We start from the raw sequence: 16,847 nt of genomic DNA on the forward strand, positions 1-16,847 counted from the left end.
TTCAGTCGCGCGATGCCCCGAGAAGTTTCAGAAGATCGGTGACCATGGACAGGGTCAGCAGCACGCCGATGGTTAAAAGCGCAAAGCCCATCGCGGCCGAGGCGACGACCGGCGTATAGCCATAGCGCACGTTGTTGAAGATGCGGATGGGCAGGGTCTCGACTGCGAAGCCCGACACCATATACGAGATCAGATATTCGTTGACGCTGATGATCGCGACCAGCGCATAGCCGGTGATGACATAGGGCAGGACCAGCGGGAAAATCACCTTGGTAAAGGTCTGCCACGGGGTGGCTCCCATGGTGCGCGAGGCCTCGATCACGTCGTCAGACAGGGCAGCGAAACCACGCGCGATGATGACCAGCGGCAGGGTGACGAAGAACACCCCGTGCGAGATCACAGTCGCCTCGGCCCGGCCATACCAGCCCATCTCGGCCCAAAAGACGCTGGCGCCCATGGCGATGATGATCGGGGGCAACATGAAGGGGCCGACGCCAAGCGCGAAGACCAGCTTGCCGAAGCCCGATTTCAGCCGCCACAGCACATAGTTCGCGGCCAGCGCGATTGACACGGCCAGAAGCCCCGCGAAGGCGGCAATGACCAGCGAATTGCGGATCGGGATCAGCCAGTCCTTCTGGGTCAGAAGCTCGGTGTACCAACGCGCCGACAGCTCGCTTGGGGGGAAGGAAATGTTGCTTTCCGCACTGATCGAGACGCCTGCGACGATCAGAAAGGGCAGGATCAGCCCTGTAGCGATGGCGGTGACGAAAAGGCGTTTCAGAAGGGTGCTCATGACGGCGCTCCTTTCTTGCGCGAGGCCAGCATGAGGCCGCCGATGATCAAGAGCGTAAAGACCAGCATGATGACCGACAGCGCCGCGCCCAAGGGCATATTGGCATCGCCCACGGCCTTGTCTGTGATGATCACGGTCATGTTCCAGTCTTGCGGGCGGCCCAGCATGGTGGGCATGACGAAGACGCCAAGGAAATAGACAAACATCGTTACGACGGAGGACAGGATTGCGGGCAGGAAGTTGGGCAGAACCACCTTGGAAAACACGCGGGCGGGCGGGGTGCCAAGGGTCAGGGCGGCCTCTTCAATGCTGCGGTCGCGTTGCGCCATCTGCGGGAAAAACATCAGCGCCACCAGTGAGAAGCCCAGCGTGATAAAGCCGATCAGCATCGCGCCGAAGCTGGGGGAAAGCGAGCGCGGATCGCTCCACAAGCCGACCCAGCCAAGGAACTTGGGGATGCCCGAGTTTTCGGAAAACAGGATCAGCCAGGCGAAGCCAATGATCACCTCGCTCAGGCACATCAGGGACAGCAAAAGGATCACCCAGAACAGCTGCCAGCGGCGGTGCATGTCGACGATGATATACATCGCCGGGAAGGCCAGTAGTACCACGACCACGGCGCCAAGCGATGCCGACCACAGCGAGCGCATCGAGATTGTGTAGTAAAAGGACGAGAAGAATTTAGCGTAGTTGTCCCAAACAAAGGCGACCTTGTAAAAGCCCAGCGGGTCGCGCTCGTAGAAGCTGACCACCACCATGAAGGCGAGCGGGGCGAGGAAGAACAGCGTCATCATCGCCAGCGGGAACAGCCCGATCAGATATGGAGCAAGCGCGCGTTTCATGACGGGATGACCCATGCGTGATCGAGGTCGAACTTGATCTCGGCGCGGTCTCCGACTTTGAATTCGGGGGCGCGGTCGGACACCATCGTGTGGATGAATGTCCGGTCCCCGACGCTGAGTTCGGTTTCAATGGATGCGCCAAGGTGGCGAACGAAATCGACGGTGCCGACAAGGCCGGAGTCGCCTTCAGATGCCGTCTGCAAGCGCACATATTCGGGGCGCACGGCGATGGTGTGCTTGCCGGTCAGGCTGCTCAGATCCCCTATGGCGGTGCCCAGATCGACGCCATCCAGCATGACGGGACCGCCCGCCGTAAACTCGGGGCTGAAGATGTTGTTTGTGCCCATGAAATCCGCGACGAAACGGGTTTGGGGGCGGGCGTAGACCTCGGTCGGGGTGCCGGCTTGCTCGATCCGGCCCTCATTCAGGATCACGATCCGGTCGGCGATCGACATCGCCTCGTTCTGGTCGTGGGTGACGAAGATTGTGGTGACGCCCAGCTTGCGTTGCAGCTTTTTGACTTCGATTTGAAGATGCTCGCGCAGGCCCGCGTCCAGCGCGCTGAAGGGTTCGTCCATCAGGAAAAGGGCGGGTTCGATGGCCAAGGCGCGGGCGATGGCGACGCGCTGGCGTTGCCCGCCCGACAAGGCCGAGACCGGGCGATCAAAAAGCCCCGTCAACCCGACAACATCCAGCAAATCCCGTGCACGCTCCAGCCGTTTGTCCTTGCCGACACCACGTATTTCCAATCCATAGGCGATGTTTTCGCCCACATTCAGATGGGGAAACAGCGCGAGGCTTTGAAACACCATGCCGACATTGCGCTTGTGACACTGCACGGCGGACAGGTCGGCATCATCCAGCAGCATGTCGCCCGAGCTCTGTTCCTCGAGCCCCGCGATGATGCGCAGAAGCGTGGTCTTGCCGCAGCCGGAGCCGCCAAGCAGGCAGATGAACTCGCCCGAGGCAATGTCCAGACTGACATCTTCCAGCGCCTGAAAGGTGCCAAAGGACTTCTGGATGTTCTGAAGCAGAAGCTGTGCCATCACGAAACACTTTCATAGATGCCGGGCCTACGCTGACGCACCGACCCGGCAGAGAGAGACCGATTATTGCGAGATCATCTCGAGGTATTTGTCCGACAGCCAATCCCCTTCACGCAAGTGGATATGGGTCTGGGTGCGGATCGGGGTGCCCGCGCTGCCGACGGATGCGAACTCTTCGTCCGTCAGGTCCATCGCGTCGCGTTGGGCCACAGGAGCGATGCCAAGATTGCGGGCCATTGCGGCCTGCACATCGGGGCGGATCATGTAGTTGATGAATTTCTCGGCGGCCTCGATACTTTTGGAATCGCGCGGCACGATCCAATAGGCGTCACCCAGAACGCCGCCTTCTTTCGGGAAGGTCGACACGACCGGCAGGCCATCAGCGGCCGACAGCATGGTCACGTCGTGATAGTATAGACCGCCCACCAGCTCGCCTGCTTCAAGGCTTTGCTGGAACTGACCTTCGTCGCGATACCACAGCTGCACTTGCGGCTTCAGCTCGGCGATTTTGGCGATGACCTGTTCCAGCCCCTCGCGGGTTTCCATGATCTCGTAGCCGCCAAAGAAGGTCAGGGCGGTGGCTTCCATCAATCCGCTATTCGCGTTCGAGGTCAGGCCCAGCTTGCCGTCCCAATCGCGGGTCCACAGATCAGCCCACGAGGTCGGGGCGTCGGTCACGGCTTCGGTGTTGGTGACGAAAGTGGTGTACCACGACAGAGCCCCCACGGCGTTCAAATCACCCGCCTCGCTGGTTTTGGTGAAGCCGTCCAGAAGGGTCGCGGTGTTGGGAATGCTGTCCGCGTTCAGATTGGCCCACAGCCCGATGGACTGGCCGCGCAAGAAGACCTCGTCCGCGACCAAAGACAGGTCGGCGGGCGCTGTCTTGGCACGCGCTGCGTTGGTCAGCTGGGTCAGCCACGCTTGGTCGGCGGGCTGCGCGATCGAGCGCACGGTGATGCCGGTTTCTTCGGTGAAGCCCGGATAGATCACGTCGCGCAGGGTCTCTTCGAAAAAGCCGCCCCACGCGCTGACGGTGATTTCTTCGGCCATCACGGCGCTGCCAGTAAAGGCAATCACGCTGGCGGCGAGGGCAATTGGTTTACGCAGGTTCATCTTTCGGGCTCCCGATTGTTGGTCTGTCCGTCACGGGTCACCCCGGCGGATCGTTGATTGCTTTAACCTTAGGCAGTCGCTGCCCCCCGAACCATATTGTTCTGGTGATACATACATAAGCCAATCGACATGCATTCGGTTTTTTGCTTTGCTTTCAGAAAGATCAGCTCCGGGGAATGAGATGAAACTGACCGATATCGACCTGCGTTTGCTGCGCGTGTTCAAAGCCGTCGCCGAGGCCGGGGGCTTTGTCAAAGCGCAGGACGAGCTGGGCATCAGCCAGCCAGCGATAAGTTCACATATTGCCAACCTCGAACAGCGACTGAATGTCAGGCTTTGCAACCGCGGCCGACAGGGTTTTTCTCTGACACCGGATGGTGAAGAGGTTCTGAACGAAACCAACCAGCTGCTGTCGCATCTGGATTCATATGCCTCGCGTCTCAATGAGATCGGCCGGAAAACCGAACAATTGGTCAGGATCGGGGTTGTCGATTGCCTTGTGACGGACCCAGCCAATCCACTTGCAGAAACGTTGCGTGCTGCAAGTGGAGAGTTTGAAGACCTTCATATCAGAGTTGGCGTTTACGACTATCTTGATTGCCTGACTGAGCTGCGTGCTGGTCGCCTGGACATTGCGATTGTTGGGATTGGAGTTGGCGAGACACTGCCCGGCGACATTGAAGCCCGACATCTTTACGACGAGCCCAGCGGTCTTTTTTGTCACGTGGATCACCCCTGCAACGGAACCAAAGACCCAGGTGCATTGAAGGAATTGCTTCGGCGAAGTAAGATCTCGGCCCACAGCTTCCTGAGCAATCCGATTGATGAAAGCCTAGATATCCGTCTGCTCGAACAAAACTCGGAAATCTCTCAGGGCAACATAGAATCAACGACCTATCTCACAATGGCAGGCACGCACGTTGGTTTAATCCCTATTCACTACGCTGCAATCTGGGAAAAGAGCGGAGGAGAAATTGTCGAGATTGCGCCTGAGATGTATCGGGTTGTGTCGCAGATTCATGCATTACAGCTGAGTTCGCGAACTCACGGTGACGCTGCAAATTGGATTTGCGATAGTCTCTCTTTTGAGGGCAAACAACACAGATAACCGACGGCACTGCTAGTGCCGGAGAATACCGATACGCGAAGCGAATCCTGGTGCCGGTTGCGGAGAACTTGAGCTGCCCGTCCTTGCTATGTTCCGCGGCTGTCGCAAACGGGTACAATGCTGTCGTTCGGGCTGGAAACATCAAGGGCGGTTTTGTCAGCAACACGGTCGTACAACCCCGAGGGCCTGAATGGCTGGTTTTCCCGCATGTGCATCCATGGAGTACGTTGCAGGCATGTCGCTGAATGCTGCAGAACGCGTTTAGGAATGCCGCTACAGATCTCCTAAACGCGCTAACACTTGCAGTAAGATTAAAGCGAGTGACCGCTACGGTGATTAATGCGGGCATCTAGCTCTCGTTCAGCCGCTTCTCGGCGTCTTTCGCTAGTTTCCAGCTGGTCTGTAATCCCACCTGAAGCGTGTCGTAATTCTGCTCCTCGCGCAGCAAGTCGGCCAATGTGGTGACGGACGTGAGATGTGATTTCATCAATAGCGCCACGCAATGCGCCAATCCATTCACCTTGCTTTCGATCCTGCTGGTCGAGCGTTTCTCCAAGGCGTGCAATTCCTTGGCTGAGCTCTCGCAGGCCGTCACCAACCGTTCGACGGATGTGAGCAATTCGCGTTCCAATGCTGTCAGGGTCTTTGTCATCTAAGGTTCCTTGATCTTGATGCAGATGATCGGCGTCCCCGCGATCGTGCAGGTTTTTAAATCGGTCCGGCTCTGGTCCAGCGCCACCCATGTCTGCCCGGCCTGCTCGATCCGTGTCAGGCCAAGTTCCGTCATCTCCGAATGCGAGATCAAACCCGTCCAAAACCAACTCGTGATCAGTACCGTCACGATCCAGACTGAGGCCATCGCCACGATCACCCAGGGGGAGATCGTCAACCAGCGGCGGATCGTCTCGCTCCGCCTCTCCAACTCGCTCTTGCTGTCGCTGAGAAAGAACCTGATATCGGTCTCGATTGTATGCAGCGCGCTGGTCGCAATGCTGCTGAAATCGCTCCTGAAGCTCTCCAGCTGAGACTCCATCAAGGCGGCGTGGTCGCGCCGGATCGTCTCCAGGTCCGCGTTCAATTTCTCGGCGAGGCGATTCGGCTTGCCAGTCGTCATGGAAAATCTCTCCTTTCAAACGCCAGCGCTCACCGGTGTCGGGGTCTTTGGCGGTGATGTAGTTTTTGCTGGTGCGGGGGATCTCGAAGCCCGCATCGGCCAAAGCATCGATCATGCTGGCGCGATCCGTGATAATGCCGACGCTGATCTGATCGAGGATCCAATCGTGCAGCGCTTCGCGACCCTGCGCGCGCGTCGGTGCTTCACTCGTTGCCCTCACTTCGCGGGCGCGTTCTGGGTCCAAAGGGTCTGCCCAACCGAGCCTCTTGTTCAAAAGATCGCGCAGGCTGGAAAATGCGTTCTCATGCCCTGGCGGCGCGATGTTCAGTGCCTTGCCGGTGCTGAGCTCAAGGCGTGGCGTGCAGAAGTGCAGCTCGATGTTGCCTTCATGCGAGTGGCGCACCCAAAGGCAATCATATTGATCCCTGTCCAGTCCAGCAAAGGCCAGAGCCTCAAATAGCTCAATGGCCTCTTGCTGGGCGTCGGGACTGGGATCATCGCTATCGGCAAAGCTGATCACGCCTGCCGTGTAGCTCCACCTGTTGGGGCTCGCGTCGATCAGGTCGCGGGTTTGGTCGGGGTTGCCGTGCAGCACCTCGGGCAGCGGGTCGCGGAGCTTGGTTTGCGGCTGGCCGTTGTCGTCGCGGATCAGATTGCGGTTCTCGTCATAGGCCAGAACTTCACGCGCTGTCAGGTAGTCTACGGGGGCCGCACCGCCGCCTGTGCCGGTAGAGAAGAATGAGATGATCATACGCAGTTACCGCCTGTGTGTGCCGCCACGATCTGCGCCAACTGCCGTTCGATGGCCACCAGCTGCGTCGCGACCTTTAGCGTGTCGATCTGGCTCGCGCGACCAGATTTGACCGCGCCGTTGATCCAGCGTGACAGTTGATTGAGGTTGCCGCCGACACGGGCAATCGCAAAGGTCAACTTCGGATCAACGCGAGGGACGAGCTTGCGACGACGTGCCTCGACCAGCCCCAAGGCCTCTCGCATCAGCGTGGCATTGGGCAGGCCAGCGGCGCGCGCTTTGGCCACAAGCGCTGCCTTTTCCGACGGGGTGCATCGAAAGATCACGCTCTCGGAAAGGCCCTCTTTGACGTTGCTTGCGCGCGTCTGGTTGGGGTTTGAAGGGGAGGCTTGCCGCCCCTCACAAGTCCCGCCGATGTAATCGGTGGGTAACCTTGCTCTCTGCTCTTTGTGGGGATCGGTCGCACTCATGCTCTGAGCCCCGCCGCTTCGATTTCAGCAGGGCTGACAAGCTTTGCAGCCAGCAAGGCTGTCACTTGGCCGGGTGTGATGTGGCGGCACAGTGGATGGCGGTCCGTGACCCAGTCGGCCAAGCCTTTCAGCAATTCCACCTCTTTTGCCTTGCCCGCTTCCCGCGCCTCCTCAACGTCGTGAAGGTATTTCAACCAACGGCCAGTGCTGAACCAATTGTCGGAGAAGCACACCTTGGATCGAGTGAATCCTTCGCTCTCGCTCGCATATGCCCGCACGGCGTCCTCGAGGTCTTTCGCGTCCACACCGTCGGCCAGGGCTTGGCGGATCTGCGAAAGGCAAACCGCTTTGCCGCGAATGCGATCCTCCGGATAGGCCGACAAAATCCTTTCAGAAACCTCATCCTCAACCGCCGCCTTCGCGTGCGAAGGATTTGGTTTTTGATATGGTTTATATCTGTTCTCATAGGATTTGCCCTCTGGGGCAGATGGCTTGCCCTCAGGGGCAAATGCATCGATTTCCCTTTCGGTCGGATCCATTTGCCCATTTGGGAAAATGGAGTTGCCTAGGGCATACCAGCAGGTCCGATCATAACGATCATCGCTGAAATTGCCCTTGATTAGCAGCTCTGCGCTGACCAGCTTTTCGAGCGCTGTTCGGATCTGCTTTTCGCTCAGATAGGGGAACAACTCACCAAAGGCCGAGATCGAATTGTAAGTCCAATACCGCCCGTCTCGAAGGTTGCGGCGATTGGCTTGGTTCTTCTCGATCCAGAAGGTGATGTTTTGGAAAATCACCGCTGCATTGAGACCCACACGCCCGGCGATTTCGGGATCAAAGCTATGGCGGCTCATGATTGGCCACCGAAATACGCACAAACGCGCGAATTTTGTACAGGTTTTGTACGAGATTTCGGTCGTTTTCGGAGAATTCGGCAGAAAACGAAACGGGCGTTTCTGCAAGCTTCTGCAGAACCCCTTGCAAATAAGCCATATTTTTCAGGTGTTTTTGGCGACCCCGGCAGGATTCGAACCTGCAACCTGCCCCTTAGGAGGGGGCTGCTCTATCCAGTTGAGCCACGGGGCCGCGCGGCGCCTTCTGTAGCCGGGTTTTTTCGGCTTGTCATGACCTTTGCACAACAGTTGAACAGATCGCCCTGTTCGCGCTAGCATCGGGGAAACAACAATGCAGGTATCCCCGGTGACAACAGAAACGAAACGCCCGCTTACCCTCCGTGATGTCTCAGAAGCGTCCGGTGTGTCGGAAATGACGGTCAGCCGGGTCCTGCGCAATCGGGGCGATGTGTCGGACGCGACCCGCACCCGGGTTCTGGCCGCAGCGAAAGAGCTGGGATACGTGCCCAACAAGATCGCCGGCGCGCTGGCCTCGAGCCGGGTGAACCTGGTGGCGGTGATCATCCCGTCGCTGTCGAACATGGTCTTCCCCGAAGTGCTGACCGGCATCAACCAGGTGCTTGAGGATACCGAGCTGCAGCCGGTGGTCGGCGTTACCGATTATCTGCCGGAAAAAGAGGAGAAGGTCCTGTACGAGATGCTCTCGTGGCGTCCGTCGGGCGTGATCATCGCCGGGCTGGAACACACCGAGGCCGCGCGGGCGATGCTGGATTCGGCGGGCATTCCGGTGGTCGAGATCATGGATACGGACGGCAAGCCAGTGGACGCGATGGTGGGCATTTCGCACCGCCGGGCCGGGCGCGAGATGGCGCAGGCGATCCTGAAGGCCGGGTACCAGCATATCGGCTTCATGGGTACCAAGATGCCGCTGGACCACCGCGCGCGCAAACGGTTCGAGGGCTTCACCGAAGTTCTGGGCAAGCACGGGATCGAAATCGAAGACCGAGAGTTCTATTCCGGCGGCTCGGCTCTGGCCAAGGGGCGCGAGATGACCAAAGCCATGCTCGACCGGTCCCCGGAATTGGATTTCCTGTATTATTCCAACGACATGATCGGCGCGGGCGGGCTGCTGTACCTGCTTGAACAGGGAATCGACGTGCCCGGACAGATCGGCCTTGCGGGATTCAACAACGTCGAGCTGCTGCAGGGTCTGCCGCGCAAGCTGGCCACCATGGACGCCTGCCGGCTTGAAATCGGTCGCAAGGCGGCAGAAATCATCGCCGCCCAACTGGCTGACCCGAATACCGAGATCGAAACTCGTATCACTTTAACCCCCAAGATCAGCTATGGCGACACGCTCAAGCGGCGCTGAACGGGGCAAGCTGCAACAACTCGACAACCGAACCGCCCGTGCGTTGTTCATGGATCGCCACGCGCTGGCGGAACAGCCCGCAGGCCCGGCCAAGGGGCCCGATCTGCTGCATCTGATCCACCGGTTGGGTTTCGTGCAACTCGACAGCATCAACACCGTGGCGCGCGCCCATGACATGATCCTGTTTTCGCGCCGCCCGTCCTATCGGCCGAACGACCTCAAACGCCTGTACGAGCGCGACCGCAGCCTGTTCGAACACTGGACCCACGACGCTGCCGTGATCCCGATGGCGTTCTACCCGCATTGGCATCTGCGCTTCCAGCGCGACGCCGAGATGCTGCGGGCCCGCTGGCGCAACTGGCGGCGCGACGGGTTCGAACAGCAGTTCGAAACCGTGCTGCGGCACATCCGCGACCACGGCCCGGTGTGCTCGGCCGATGTGGGGCAGGATGAGAAAAAGGGCTCGGGCGGGTGGTGGGATTGGCATCCCTCGAAAACGGCACTGGAATACCTTTGGCGCTCGGGCGCGCTGACGGTGGTAGGGCGCCGAGGGTTTCAAAAGCAATACGACCTGACCGAGCGCGTGATCGATACCCATCTATGCCCCGGCGTGATGGAGTGCGATCATCAAGCGACGGTGGACTGGCTGTGCCACGCGGCGCTCGACCGGTTGGGCTTTGCCACCTCGGGCGAACTGGCCGCCTTTTGGGACACGGTCACCGCCGCCGAGGCGAAAGAGTGGTGCAAACAGGCTCTGACACGGGGTGATTTGCAGGAAATCGAGGTGGAATGCGCCGATGGTCGAATGCGCCGCGTGTTCGCGCCACTAGGCTTGGCGGACCAGGCTGCCGACCCTGCCCCCGCGCCGGGGCGAATCCGCGTGCTCAGCCCGTTCGACCCGATGCTGCGCGACCGCAACCGCGCCCAGCGCCTGTTCGGCTTCCACTATCGGATCGAGGTTTTCGTGCCCGAGGCCAGGCGCACCTATGGGTACTACGTCTTTCCACTGCTCGAGAAAGACCGTCTGATCGGACGGATCGACATGAAGGCTCATCGCGACGAAGGCATCTTGCGGGTCCGCGCCCTGTGGCCCGAGCGCGGGGTCAAGTGGTCGCACGCCCGCACCCGGCGGCTCGAGGCCGAGTTGGACCGGGTACGCCGTTTTGCCGGACTGGAACAGGTCGCCTTTGCCGCAGACTGGCTGCGCGCGCCTGTTTGATCGGCTGAAAGCCCTTTCATAGGTCTATTCCGCCGGCCCGAGGGTCAGGCGGATGGGATCCAACCCGTCGATACCGCCGGTCAACACATCTCCGGCGACGACCGGGCCGACACCGGCGGGCGTTCCGGTCAGGATCAGGTCGCCGGGCCGCAGGTGATAGAACCGGGACAGGTGCATGACGATCTCGTCGATCTTCCAGATCAGTTCGGACAGGGTGGCGTCCTGCCGGACCTCACCGTTCACGCTCAGATGGATGCGGGTGTCATCGGTCAGCGCCCAATCGGCAGCGCGGGTCAGCGGCGCGAACACCGCGCCGTTTTCCACATCCTTGCCCAGATCCCAGGGGCGCTGCTTGTTGCGCTCGCGGATCTGCAGGTCGCGCCGGGTCATGTCCAGCGCGCAGCAATATCCGAACACGGCATCCCAAGCCTGCTGCGACGTCGCCTGAAACACCGGGCGACCGATGGCCAGGGCCAGTTCCATTTCGTGGTGATAATTCTCGGTGCCCGGCGGGTAAGGCACGGTCTGGCCGGTCAGAATGGCGTTCTGCGGGGACTTGGTGAAATAGAACGGCGCCTCGCGGTCGACCTCGTTTCCCATCTCGGCCGCATGGGCGGCATAGTTCCGTCCGACGCAAAAGATGCGCCCCACCGGATAGGTGTTGGCCTCTCCAACTACTGGTATCTGCACCACATCCGGCAGGGAAAACAGAGATTTGGCCATGTTGCATCCTTTCCTTCACGTTGCCGCGCAGACTAAAGGAGACACACCGCTGTTCAACCCGGCAAACACGCCGATTATTGCCGCCCCGTCTGTAAGTTTCGGCGCGAAGTTGCCAAGGCCGCGGACCTGGGCGCAAGCCAGTTTCATCCGCACAGACTATCCGGCTTTAATCTAGGGAAACTTGGAACCACCCTCTTTGAAAAACCGCACAGGCCGCGCATCATGAACGGACATATCGGGCAGATATTCGAAGGCAGCGCAACAGGCCCACGGGCCGCGTCACCTTATTGCGACTTGGTTTCGCGGTCAGGTACGCTAGATATTCTTACAGACGGTCGGCGCGCCCAGCCAACCAAGCATGGTGCATCAGCGGGCCACCGTCGCGAATACCAAGGAATTATTACGGTTTCGGAGAACCGCCGCTCTGGCCTCATCCCCCTGGGTGCTTGGGCTGCGCCGTCGGGGTGCAATTTAGGCGCCTCACATTCTCCGATTCAGGGCCGGAACCCTTCAACACAGGGATTCTTCGGCCTCGGGCCAGGCAAATAACTTCAGACACCGTCTGGCCGCCCCGCCGGAGTCGACCCCTAGTTTCTCCGGCGGGGTTCTCCGATCCGCACAACCGGTGCGTTTTTCTTTATTAGAGCCTGAATTTGGATCGAACGGGCGCCACGGTCCCACCTCACAGCGCCCTCGTCGTCCGGAATTTGATTGACCTGCCCGCCTGCATCGCCATCACTTGCCCGCGAAAGATGCGAAGGCGGAAGGCAGGGCAGATGAGATGGGATGAATTCTCGGAATGGGGCAAACGCATTTCCGAGTGGACGCAACATTATCACCAAACCGTCGGCCAGCACCCGGTGCGCGCCCGGACCGAGCCCGGCGAGGTGCTGAACGCGCTTCCCGCGACGGCGCCGGAACAAGGCGAACCGATAGAAGGGATTTTCCAGGATTTCGAACAGATCGTGATGCCCGGCATCACCCACTGGCAGCACCCGCGCTTCTTCGCCTATTTCAACTCGAACGCCTCGGCGCCGTCCGTGCTGGCCGAGTTTCTGGCCAGCGCGATCGCGCCGCAATGCATGTTGTGGCAGACCTCGCCCGCGGCGACCGAGATGGAAACCCGGATGATGGACTGGCTGCGGCAGGCGCTGGACCTGCCCGAAGGCTTTGCCGGGGTAATCCAGGACTCAGCCTCGTCGGCCACGCTGGCCGCCGTTCTGACCATGCGGGAAAAGGCGCTGAACTGGCAGGGCAACCGTCAGGGCCTGTTCGGGCAGACACCCTTGCGCGTCTATTGCTCGTCCGAGGTGCACACATCGGTCGACCGCGCCATCTGGGTGGCCGGGATCGGGCAGGACAACCTGGTGCGCGTCCCGATCAAGGGTGACTGGCGCGGGATGGACCCCGCAGCGCTCGAGGCCGCGATCCAAGCCGATCTGGACGCCGGCCTTCACCCCGCGGGGGTGATCCTGTGCGTCGGCGGCACCGGAACCGGCGCGACCGATCCAGTGGATGCGTGTTTGAAAGTTGCGCAGAAATACGGGCTGTATACGCATGTGGATGCGGCCTGGGCCGGGTCGGCGATGATCTGCCCCGAATACCGCCACTATTGGCCGGGGATCGACCAGGCCGACAGCATCGTCTTCAACCCGCACAAATGGCTGGGGGTTCAGTTCGACTGCTGCGCGCATTTCCTGAAAAACCCCGACGATCTGGTGCAGACGCTGGCGATCAGCCCTGAATATCTGAAAACCCATGGTCAGGACGGGATCATCAATTATTCGGAATGGTCGGTGCCGCTGGGCCGCCGGTTCCGGGCGCTGAAACTGTGGTTCGTGATCCGCGCCTACGGGCTGGAAGGGCTGCGCGCGCGGCTGCGCAACCACGTCAACTGGTCGCGCGACCTGCATGACCGACTGGCGGCCGAGCCGGATTTCCGGATCGTCACCCCGCCCACGTGGTCCCTGTGGACCTTTCGCTATGAACCGGCCGATGCTGCGGATCTGGACGACCTGAACCTGCGGCTGGTCAACGCCATCAACGAAGACGGGCGCATCTATCTGACCCAGACCCGCGTGGATGGCGACATCGTCATCCGCTTTCAGGCCGGCCAGTTCGAAACCACCGAGGAGGACGTCCGGATGGCCTTTGACGTGATCACCCAAATCGCCCGCACCTTGCCCACACCCCCGCAGGAGGACCGCTGATGCCCGCCCCGAAAAACCCGTTCAAACAGGCTCTGACAAAGGGCGAAATGCAGATCGGCTGCTGGATGAGCTTTGCTGAAGCCATCACCGCGGAAATCATGGGAACCGCCGGTTTCGACTGGCTGGTGATCGATGGCGAACATGCGCCGAATGACATCCGTTCGATCCGCGATCAGCTGATTGCGCTGGCCAACAGCCCTTCGCACGCGGTGGTGCGGCTGCCCGTCGGCGAGACCTGGATGATCAAGACCGTGCTGGATGCCGGCGCCCAGACGATTCTGGTGCCGATGGTCGAAAGCGCAGATCAGGCGCGCGAGCTGGTTCGGGCCTGCCAGTACCCGCCCAGAGGTGTGCGGGGTGTCGGGGCCGCCGCAACACGGGCGACAATGTACGGCACGATCCCCGATTACGTGGCGACGGCCGACCCCGAGATCTGTTTGCTGGTTCAGGTGGAGAACCTTGCGGGCATGGCCGCCCTGGACGACATCCTGCAGGTCGAGGGCGTGGATGGCGTTTTCATCGGCCCGGCCGATCTGTCCACCGACATGGGTTATAAAGGCGACAGCACGGTGCCAGAGGTCCGCACCGCCATCGCCGATGCTTTGAAGCGGATCCGGGCAGCAGGCAAGGCGCCGGGTATTCTGGGCACCAATGATGAAGCGGTTCAAGCGTATCGGGACATGGGCGCGCAGTTCCTGGCGGTCGGTATCGACGTCATGCTGCTGGCTCAGGCCGCCCGCGGGCTGGCCGCGAAATGGCGTCCCTGAGGGCGGCTCATCCCTGCATTGCGGCGGCGGCCTGCGCATAGCCGCCCGATGCACCATCGACGAAATGTACGTGATCGTCGCGCGTGGCGGCGGGCACGAAGCAGGTCATCATCGCCTCTTGCTGGGAATGGATGCCGTATCTGATTTTGCCGCGTCCGCGCGCATCTTCCAGGGTCCGGGCGATGCGCGACAGGGTCTCGTTGTCGCAATCCAGCGTCATCTTCAACCCGTCATCAAACTTGCGGAAATCCGCATTTCGGCTGACCATGTTCTTGTAGTGGCCCGGCTCGAACTCGCCCAGTCGCTTGCCCGATTTGAACAGCAGCCAGATCAGCAGGTTCTGCACAAGCAGCGCGGCCTTGCGCACGGCCAGATTGCGCCCAGCGCGCGAGACATGGGCATCCAGTGCAAGACCCGGAGGTGGCCACTTGATCGGAGGGCCGCCGGCCGGCACGGGATGGCCCGCGCGCTCCAGAGCCTCGGATGCGGACAGAACCGATTGCGCCAGATCAGCAAAGTCGCGTTCTGTCGCCTGCGCAGTGGGCTGGATGACAAGTGAAATGATCTGCCCATGCCGCGCAGGGCTGTTGGACCAGCGGCAGGACAGTCCCGTCAGGTCAGGCTTTGCGTCGGACCCGGCGGGCGGAACCTCGTACCGGCCAGCCTTCATCTGCGCCTCGGCCCAGGCCAGTCCGCCACCGGTGAACATGGCGTAATCCACCCCCGAGGACGGCGCATAGCGCGCCACCCGCAAGTCGAGCCCCTCCGCGCGCACGTCGGACACAGGAACTAAAGCCGCACGCAGCGCGATGCCGAACTCGGTTTCCGCCCAACTGCGCAGCGCAGCCAAGGTGTCGCGCGCCACGTCGGCATCCTCCTTCGGGATGGCAAATCCGGCGCCGTCGCCACCAAAAACATAGGGAAAAACCCGCCCGCTCAGCGCGTTGATCATGCCTGAGATCACCGCCGCGCCCACCATGTTCACCGTCTTGTAGCGACCACGCGCGATTTCGCCGGTCGAGTCCACGATATCGGCGACGCCCACGATCCAGTCATCCGGGACCGGGGTGAATTGTTCTGGATCAGACAGGGCAAGAAAATCGCGCGTAATGGGTACGCGGTCATAGAATCCGATATAGGCGGTCTTCATTGTCCCTCCCGTTAGCTTGCCGCAATGATAGCGTAGTGCGGGGGCGTTTCCCGATACTGCAACATATCACACGCGCTTGTGCATGGCATCGGGACGTGCCAAGCATCCCGGTGAGGCGGACGGCAGGGAGACTGACATGCAGGCAGGTTTGGTGATCTTGTGTCTGGCCTATGTCCTCAGCCAATTCTTTCGCGCGTTCCTTGCGGTTCTGACCGCCGATCTGGCCCGCGACATCGGTGCCACGCCCGAGGATCTGGCCTGGGCTTCAGGCTTGTGGTTTCTGGTCTTTGCGGCGATGCAGATCCCGGTGGGGTGGGCGCTGGACCGGGTTGGCCCGCGGCAGACGGCGGCGGTTCTGCTGCTGATCGGCGGCGCGGGTGGAGCCGCGGTGTTCGCGTTGGCCACGACGCCCCTGCATGTAGCGGTCGCGATGGCGTTGATCGGGGTCGGGTGTTCGCCGGTTCTGATGGCCTCGTATTTCATCTTTGCCCGTGAATACCCGCCCGCGAAATTCGCGACCCTGGCGGCGGTGATGCTGGGTGTAGGGTCGGTCGGCAACCTCGTGGCCTCGTATCCCACGGCGCTGGCGGTCGAACTGATGGGCTGGCGCGCGACGCTGGCGGGGCTGGCCGCGATCTCGGGCGCGGTGGCTGTAGGTATCTGGGTCACGGTAAAAGACCCCGCGCGGGTGGTGTCCGAGCAGAAGGGTTCCGTTCTGGACCTGCTGCGCGAGCCTGCTTTGTGGGCGATTTTGCCCTTGATGCTGGTGGCCTATGCGCCCTCTGCCGCGCTGCGGGGGCTGTGGGCCGGTCCCTATCTGCTGGACGTGTTCTGGCTGAGCGCCACCCAGATCGGGCAGGCTACGCTGGTCATGGGTGCCGCGATGATCGCGGGCACCTTTGCCTATGGGCCGCTGGACCGACTGCTGAACACCCGAAAATGGGTGATCTTCGGCGGCAACACGCTGGCGGTGCTGGCGCTGGGGCTACTGGGGCTGTGGGTCGCCGATGCCGTCTGGCTGTCGGTTCTGCTGATGGCGCTGATCGGGTTTCTGGGGGCCTCCTTCCCGGTGATCATGGCGCATGGGCGCGCCTTCATCCCGGCGCATCTGGTGGGGCGCGGCGTGACCCTGCTGAACCTGTTCGGGATCGGCGGCGTGGGGCTGGCGCAATTCGCCACCGGCCGCATCCATGCGGCGACGGTGGACATGGGGCCAACCGCACCCTACACAGCGATATTCGCCTTCTTTGCCGTCACGCTGACGATCGGCTGTGTGATCTACCTGTTCAGCCGTGACAGCATGGAGTGAGACCCC

At 61.1% G+C, this 16,847-nt stretch carries 15 protein-coding genes and 1 tRNA gene; 6 read left to right on the forward strand and 10 right to left on the reverse strand.

All coding sequences use genetic code 11. From position 1 onward, the window contains the following. Position 1: 1 nt before the first annotated feature. The 4 genes from AC2FNL_RS18360 to AC2FNL_RS18375 form a co-directional block, all read right to left on the reverse strand. A complete protein-coding gene (locus AC2FNL_RS18360; protein ID WP_496834615.1) occupies positions 2–793 on the reverse strand; it encodes an ABC transporter permease in 792 nt (263 codons plus the stop codon). Further along, on the reverse strand, positions 790–1,635 hold the full coding sequence (locus tag AC2FNL_RS18365; RefSeq protein WP_496834616.1) for an ABC transporter permease: 846 nt from the start codon (positions 1,633–1,635) through the stop codon (positions 790–792). The genes AC2FNL_RS18360 and AC2FNL_RS18365 overlap by 4 nt, the downstream gene beginning before the upstream one ends. Next, on the reverse strand, positions 1,632–2,681 hold the full coding sequence (locus tag AC2FNL_RS18370) for an ABC transporter ATP-binding protein (RefSeq protein WP_496834617.1): 1,050 nt from the start codon (positions 2,679–2,681) through the stop codon (positions 1,632–1,634). Before AC2FNL_RS18370 ends, AC2FNL_RS18365 begins: the two co-directional genes overlap by 4 nt. Positions 2,682–2,744: 63 nt before the next feature. Then, positions 2,745–3,794: an ABC transporter substrate-binding protein gene (locus AC2FNL_RS18375; RefSeq protein WP_496834618.1), complete on the reverse strand. Its 1,050-nt coding sequence runs from the start codon at positions 3,792–3,794 to the stop codon at positions 2,745–2,747. A gap of 181 nt (positions 3,795–3,975) precedes the next feature. Between AC2FNL_RS18375 and AC2FNL_RS18380 the strand changes: the two genes are divergently transcribed. Next, complete coding sequence (locus AC2FNL_RS18380; RefSeq protein WP_496834619.1) at positions 3,976–4,902, forward strand: LysR family transcriptional regulator; 927 nt, start codon at positions 3,976–3,978, stop codon at positions 4,900–4,902. 311 nt (positions 4,903–5,213) lie between these two features. Here the strand turns inward: AC2FNL_RS18380 and AC2FNL_RS18385 are convergent, their stop codons facing one another. From AC2FNL_RS18385 to AC2FNL_RS18400, 4 genes are all read right to left on the reverse strand, one after another. Then, positions 5,214–6,767, reverse strand: a complete 1,554-nt coding sequence (locus tag AC2FNL_RS18385) for a relaxase family protein (protein WP_496694581.1) — start codon at positions 6,765–6,767, stop codon at positions 5,214–5,216. Further along, positions 6,764–7,237, reverse strand: a complete 474-nt coding sequence (locus AC2FNL_RS18390; protein ID WP_496706903.1) for a plasmid mobilization protein — start codon at positions 7,235–7,237, stop codon at positions 6,764–6,766. The genes AC2FNL_RS18385 and AC2FNL_RS18390 overlap by 4 nt, the downstream gene beginning before the upstream one ends. Further along, positions 7,234–8,091 carry a hypothetical protein gene (locus AC2FNL_RS18395; protein WP_496706905.1) on the reverse strand — a complete coding sequence of 286 codons (858 nt, stop codon included), beginning with the start codon at positions 8,089–8,091 and terminating at the stop codon, positions 7,234–7,236. Before AC2FNL_RS18395 ends, AC2FNL_RS18390 begins: the two co-directional genes overlap by 4 nt. A 155-nt stretch (positions 8,092–8,246) precedes the next feature. Then, positions 8,247–8,323, reverse strand: a tRNA-Arg gene (locus AC2FNL_RS18400). Between the two features lie 114 nt (positions 8,324–8,437). Between AC2FNL_RS18400 and AC2FNL_RS18405 the strand changes: the two genes are divergently transcribed. Together AC2FNL_RS18405 and AC2FNL_RS18410 are read left to right on the forward strand one after the other, a co-directional pair. Next, complete coding sequence (locus tag AC2FNL_RS18405; RefSeq protein WP_170340809.1) at positions 8,438–9,463, forward strand: LacI family DNA-binding transcriptional regulator; 1,026 nt, start codon at positions 8,438–8,440, stop codon at positions 9,461–9,463. After that, positions 9,438–10,682: a winged helix-turn-helix domain-containing protein gene (locus AC2FNL_RS18410; RefSeq protein WP_496834620.1), complete on the forward strand. Its 1,245-nt coding sequence runs from the start codon at positions 9,438–9,440 to the stop codon at positions 10,680–10,682. The genes AC2FNL_RS18405 and AC2FNL_RS18410 overlap by 26 nt, the downstream gene beginning before the upstream one ends. A 24-nt stretch (positions 10,683–10,706) precedes the next feature. Here AC2FNL_RS18410 and AC2FNL_RS18415 read toward each other — a convergent pair whose 3' ends face one another. After that, the gene (locus AC2FNL_RS18415; protein ID WP_170370348.1) at positions 10,707–11,405 is read right to left on the reverse strand and encodes a fumarylacetoacetate hydrolase family protein; all 699 of its coding nucleotides are present in this window, start codon (positions 11,403–11,405) and stop codon (positions 10,707–10,709) included. Between the two features lie 776 nt (positions 11,406–12,181). Here AC2FNL_RS18415 and AC2FNL_RS18420 point away from each other — a divergent pair. After that, complete coding sequence (locus AC2FNL_RS18420; protein WP_496834621.1) at positions 12,182–13,615, forward strand: pyridoxal phosphate-dependent decarboxylase family protein; 1,434 nt, start codon at positions 12,182–12,184, stop codon at positions 13,613–13,615. Then, positions 13,615–14,382, forward strand: a complete 768-nt coding sequence (locus AC2FNL_RS18425; protein ID WP_496834622.1) for an HpcH/HpaI aldolase family protein — start codon at positions 13,615–13,617, stop codon at positions 14,380–14,382. The genes AC2FNL_RS18420 and AC2FNL_RS18425 overlap by 1 nt, the downstream gene beginning before the upstream one ends. Before the next feature lie 7 nt (positions 14,383–14,389). On the opposite strand, the gene AC2FNL_RS18430 is transcribed toward AC2FNL_RS18425, so the two are convergent. Continuing rightward, positions 14,390–15,532, reverse strand: coding sequence for a DUF3095 domain-containing protein (locus AC2FNL_RS18430; RefSeq protein WP_496834623.1), 1,143 nt, complete (start codon positions 15,530–15,532; stop codon positions 14,390–14,392). A gap of 136 nt (positions 15,533–15,668) precedes the next feature. On the opposite strand from AC2FNL_RS18430, the gene AC2FNL_RS18435 reads away from it, so the two are divergent. Then, on the forward strand, positions 15,669–16,841 hold the full coding sequence (locus AC2FNL_RS18435; protein WP_496834624.1) for an MFS transporter: 1,173 nt from the start codon (positions 15,669–15,671) through the stop codon (positions 16,839–16,841). The last annotated feature ends 6 nt before the right edge of the window (positions 16,842–16,847 follow it).

The organism is Ruegeria sp. CRTD044 (genome assembly GCF_059613485.1).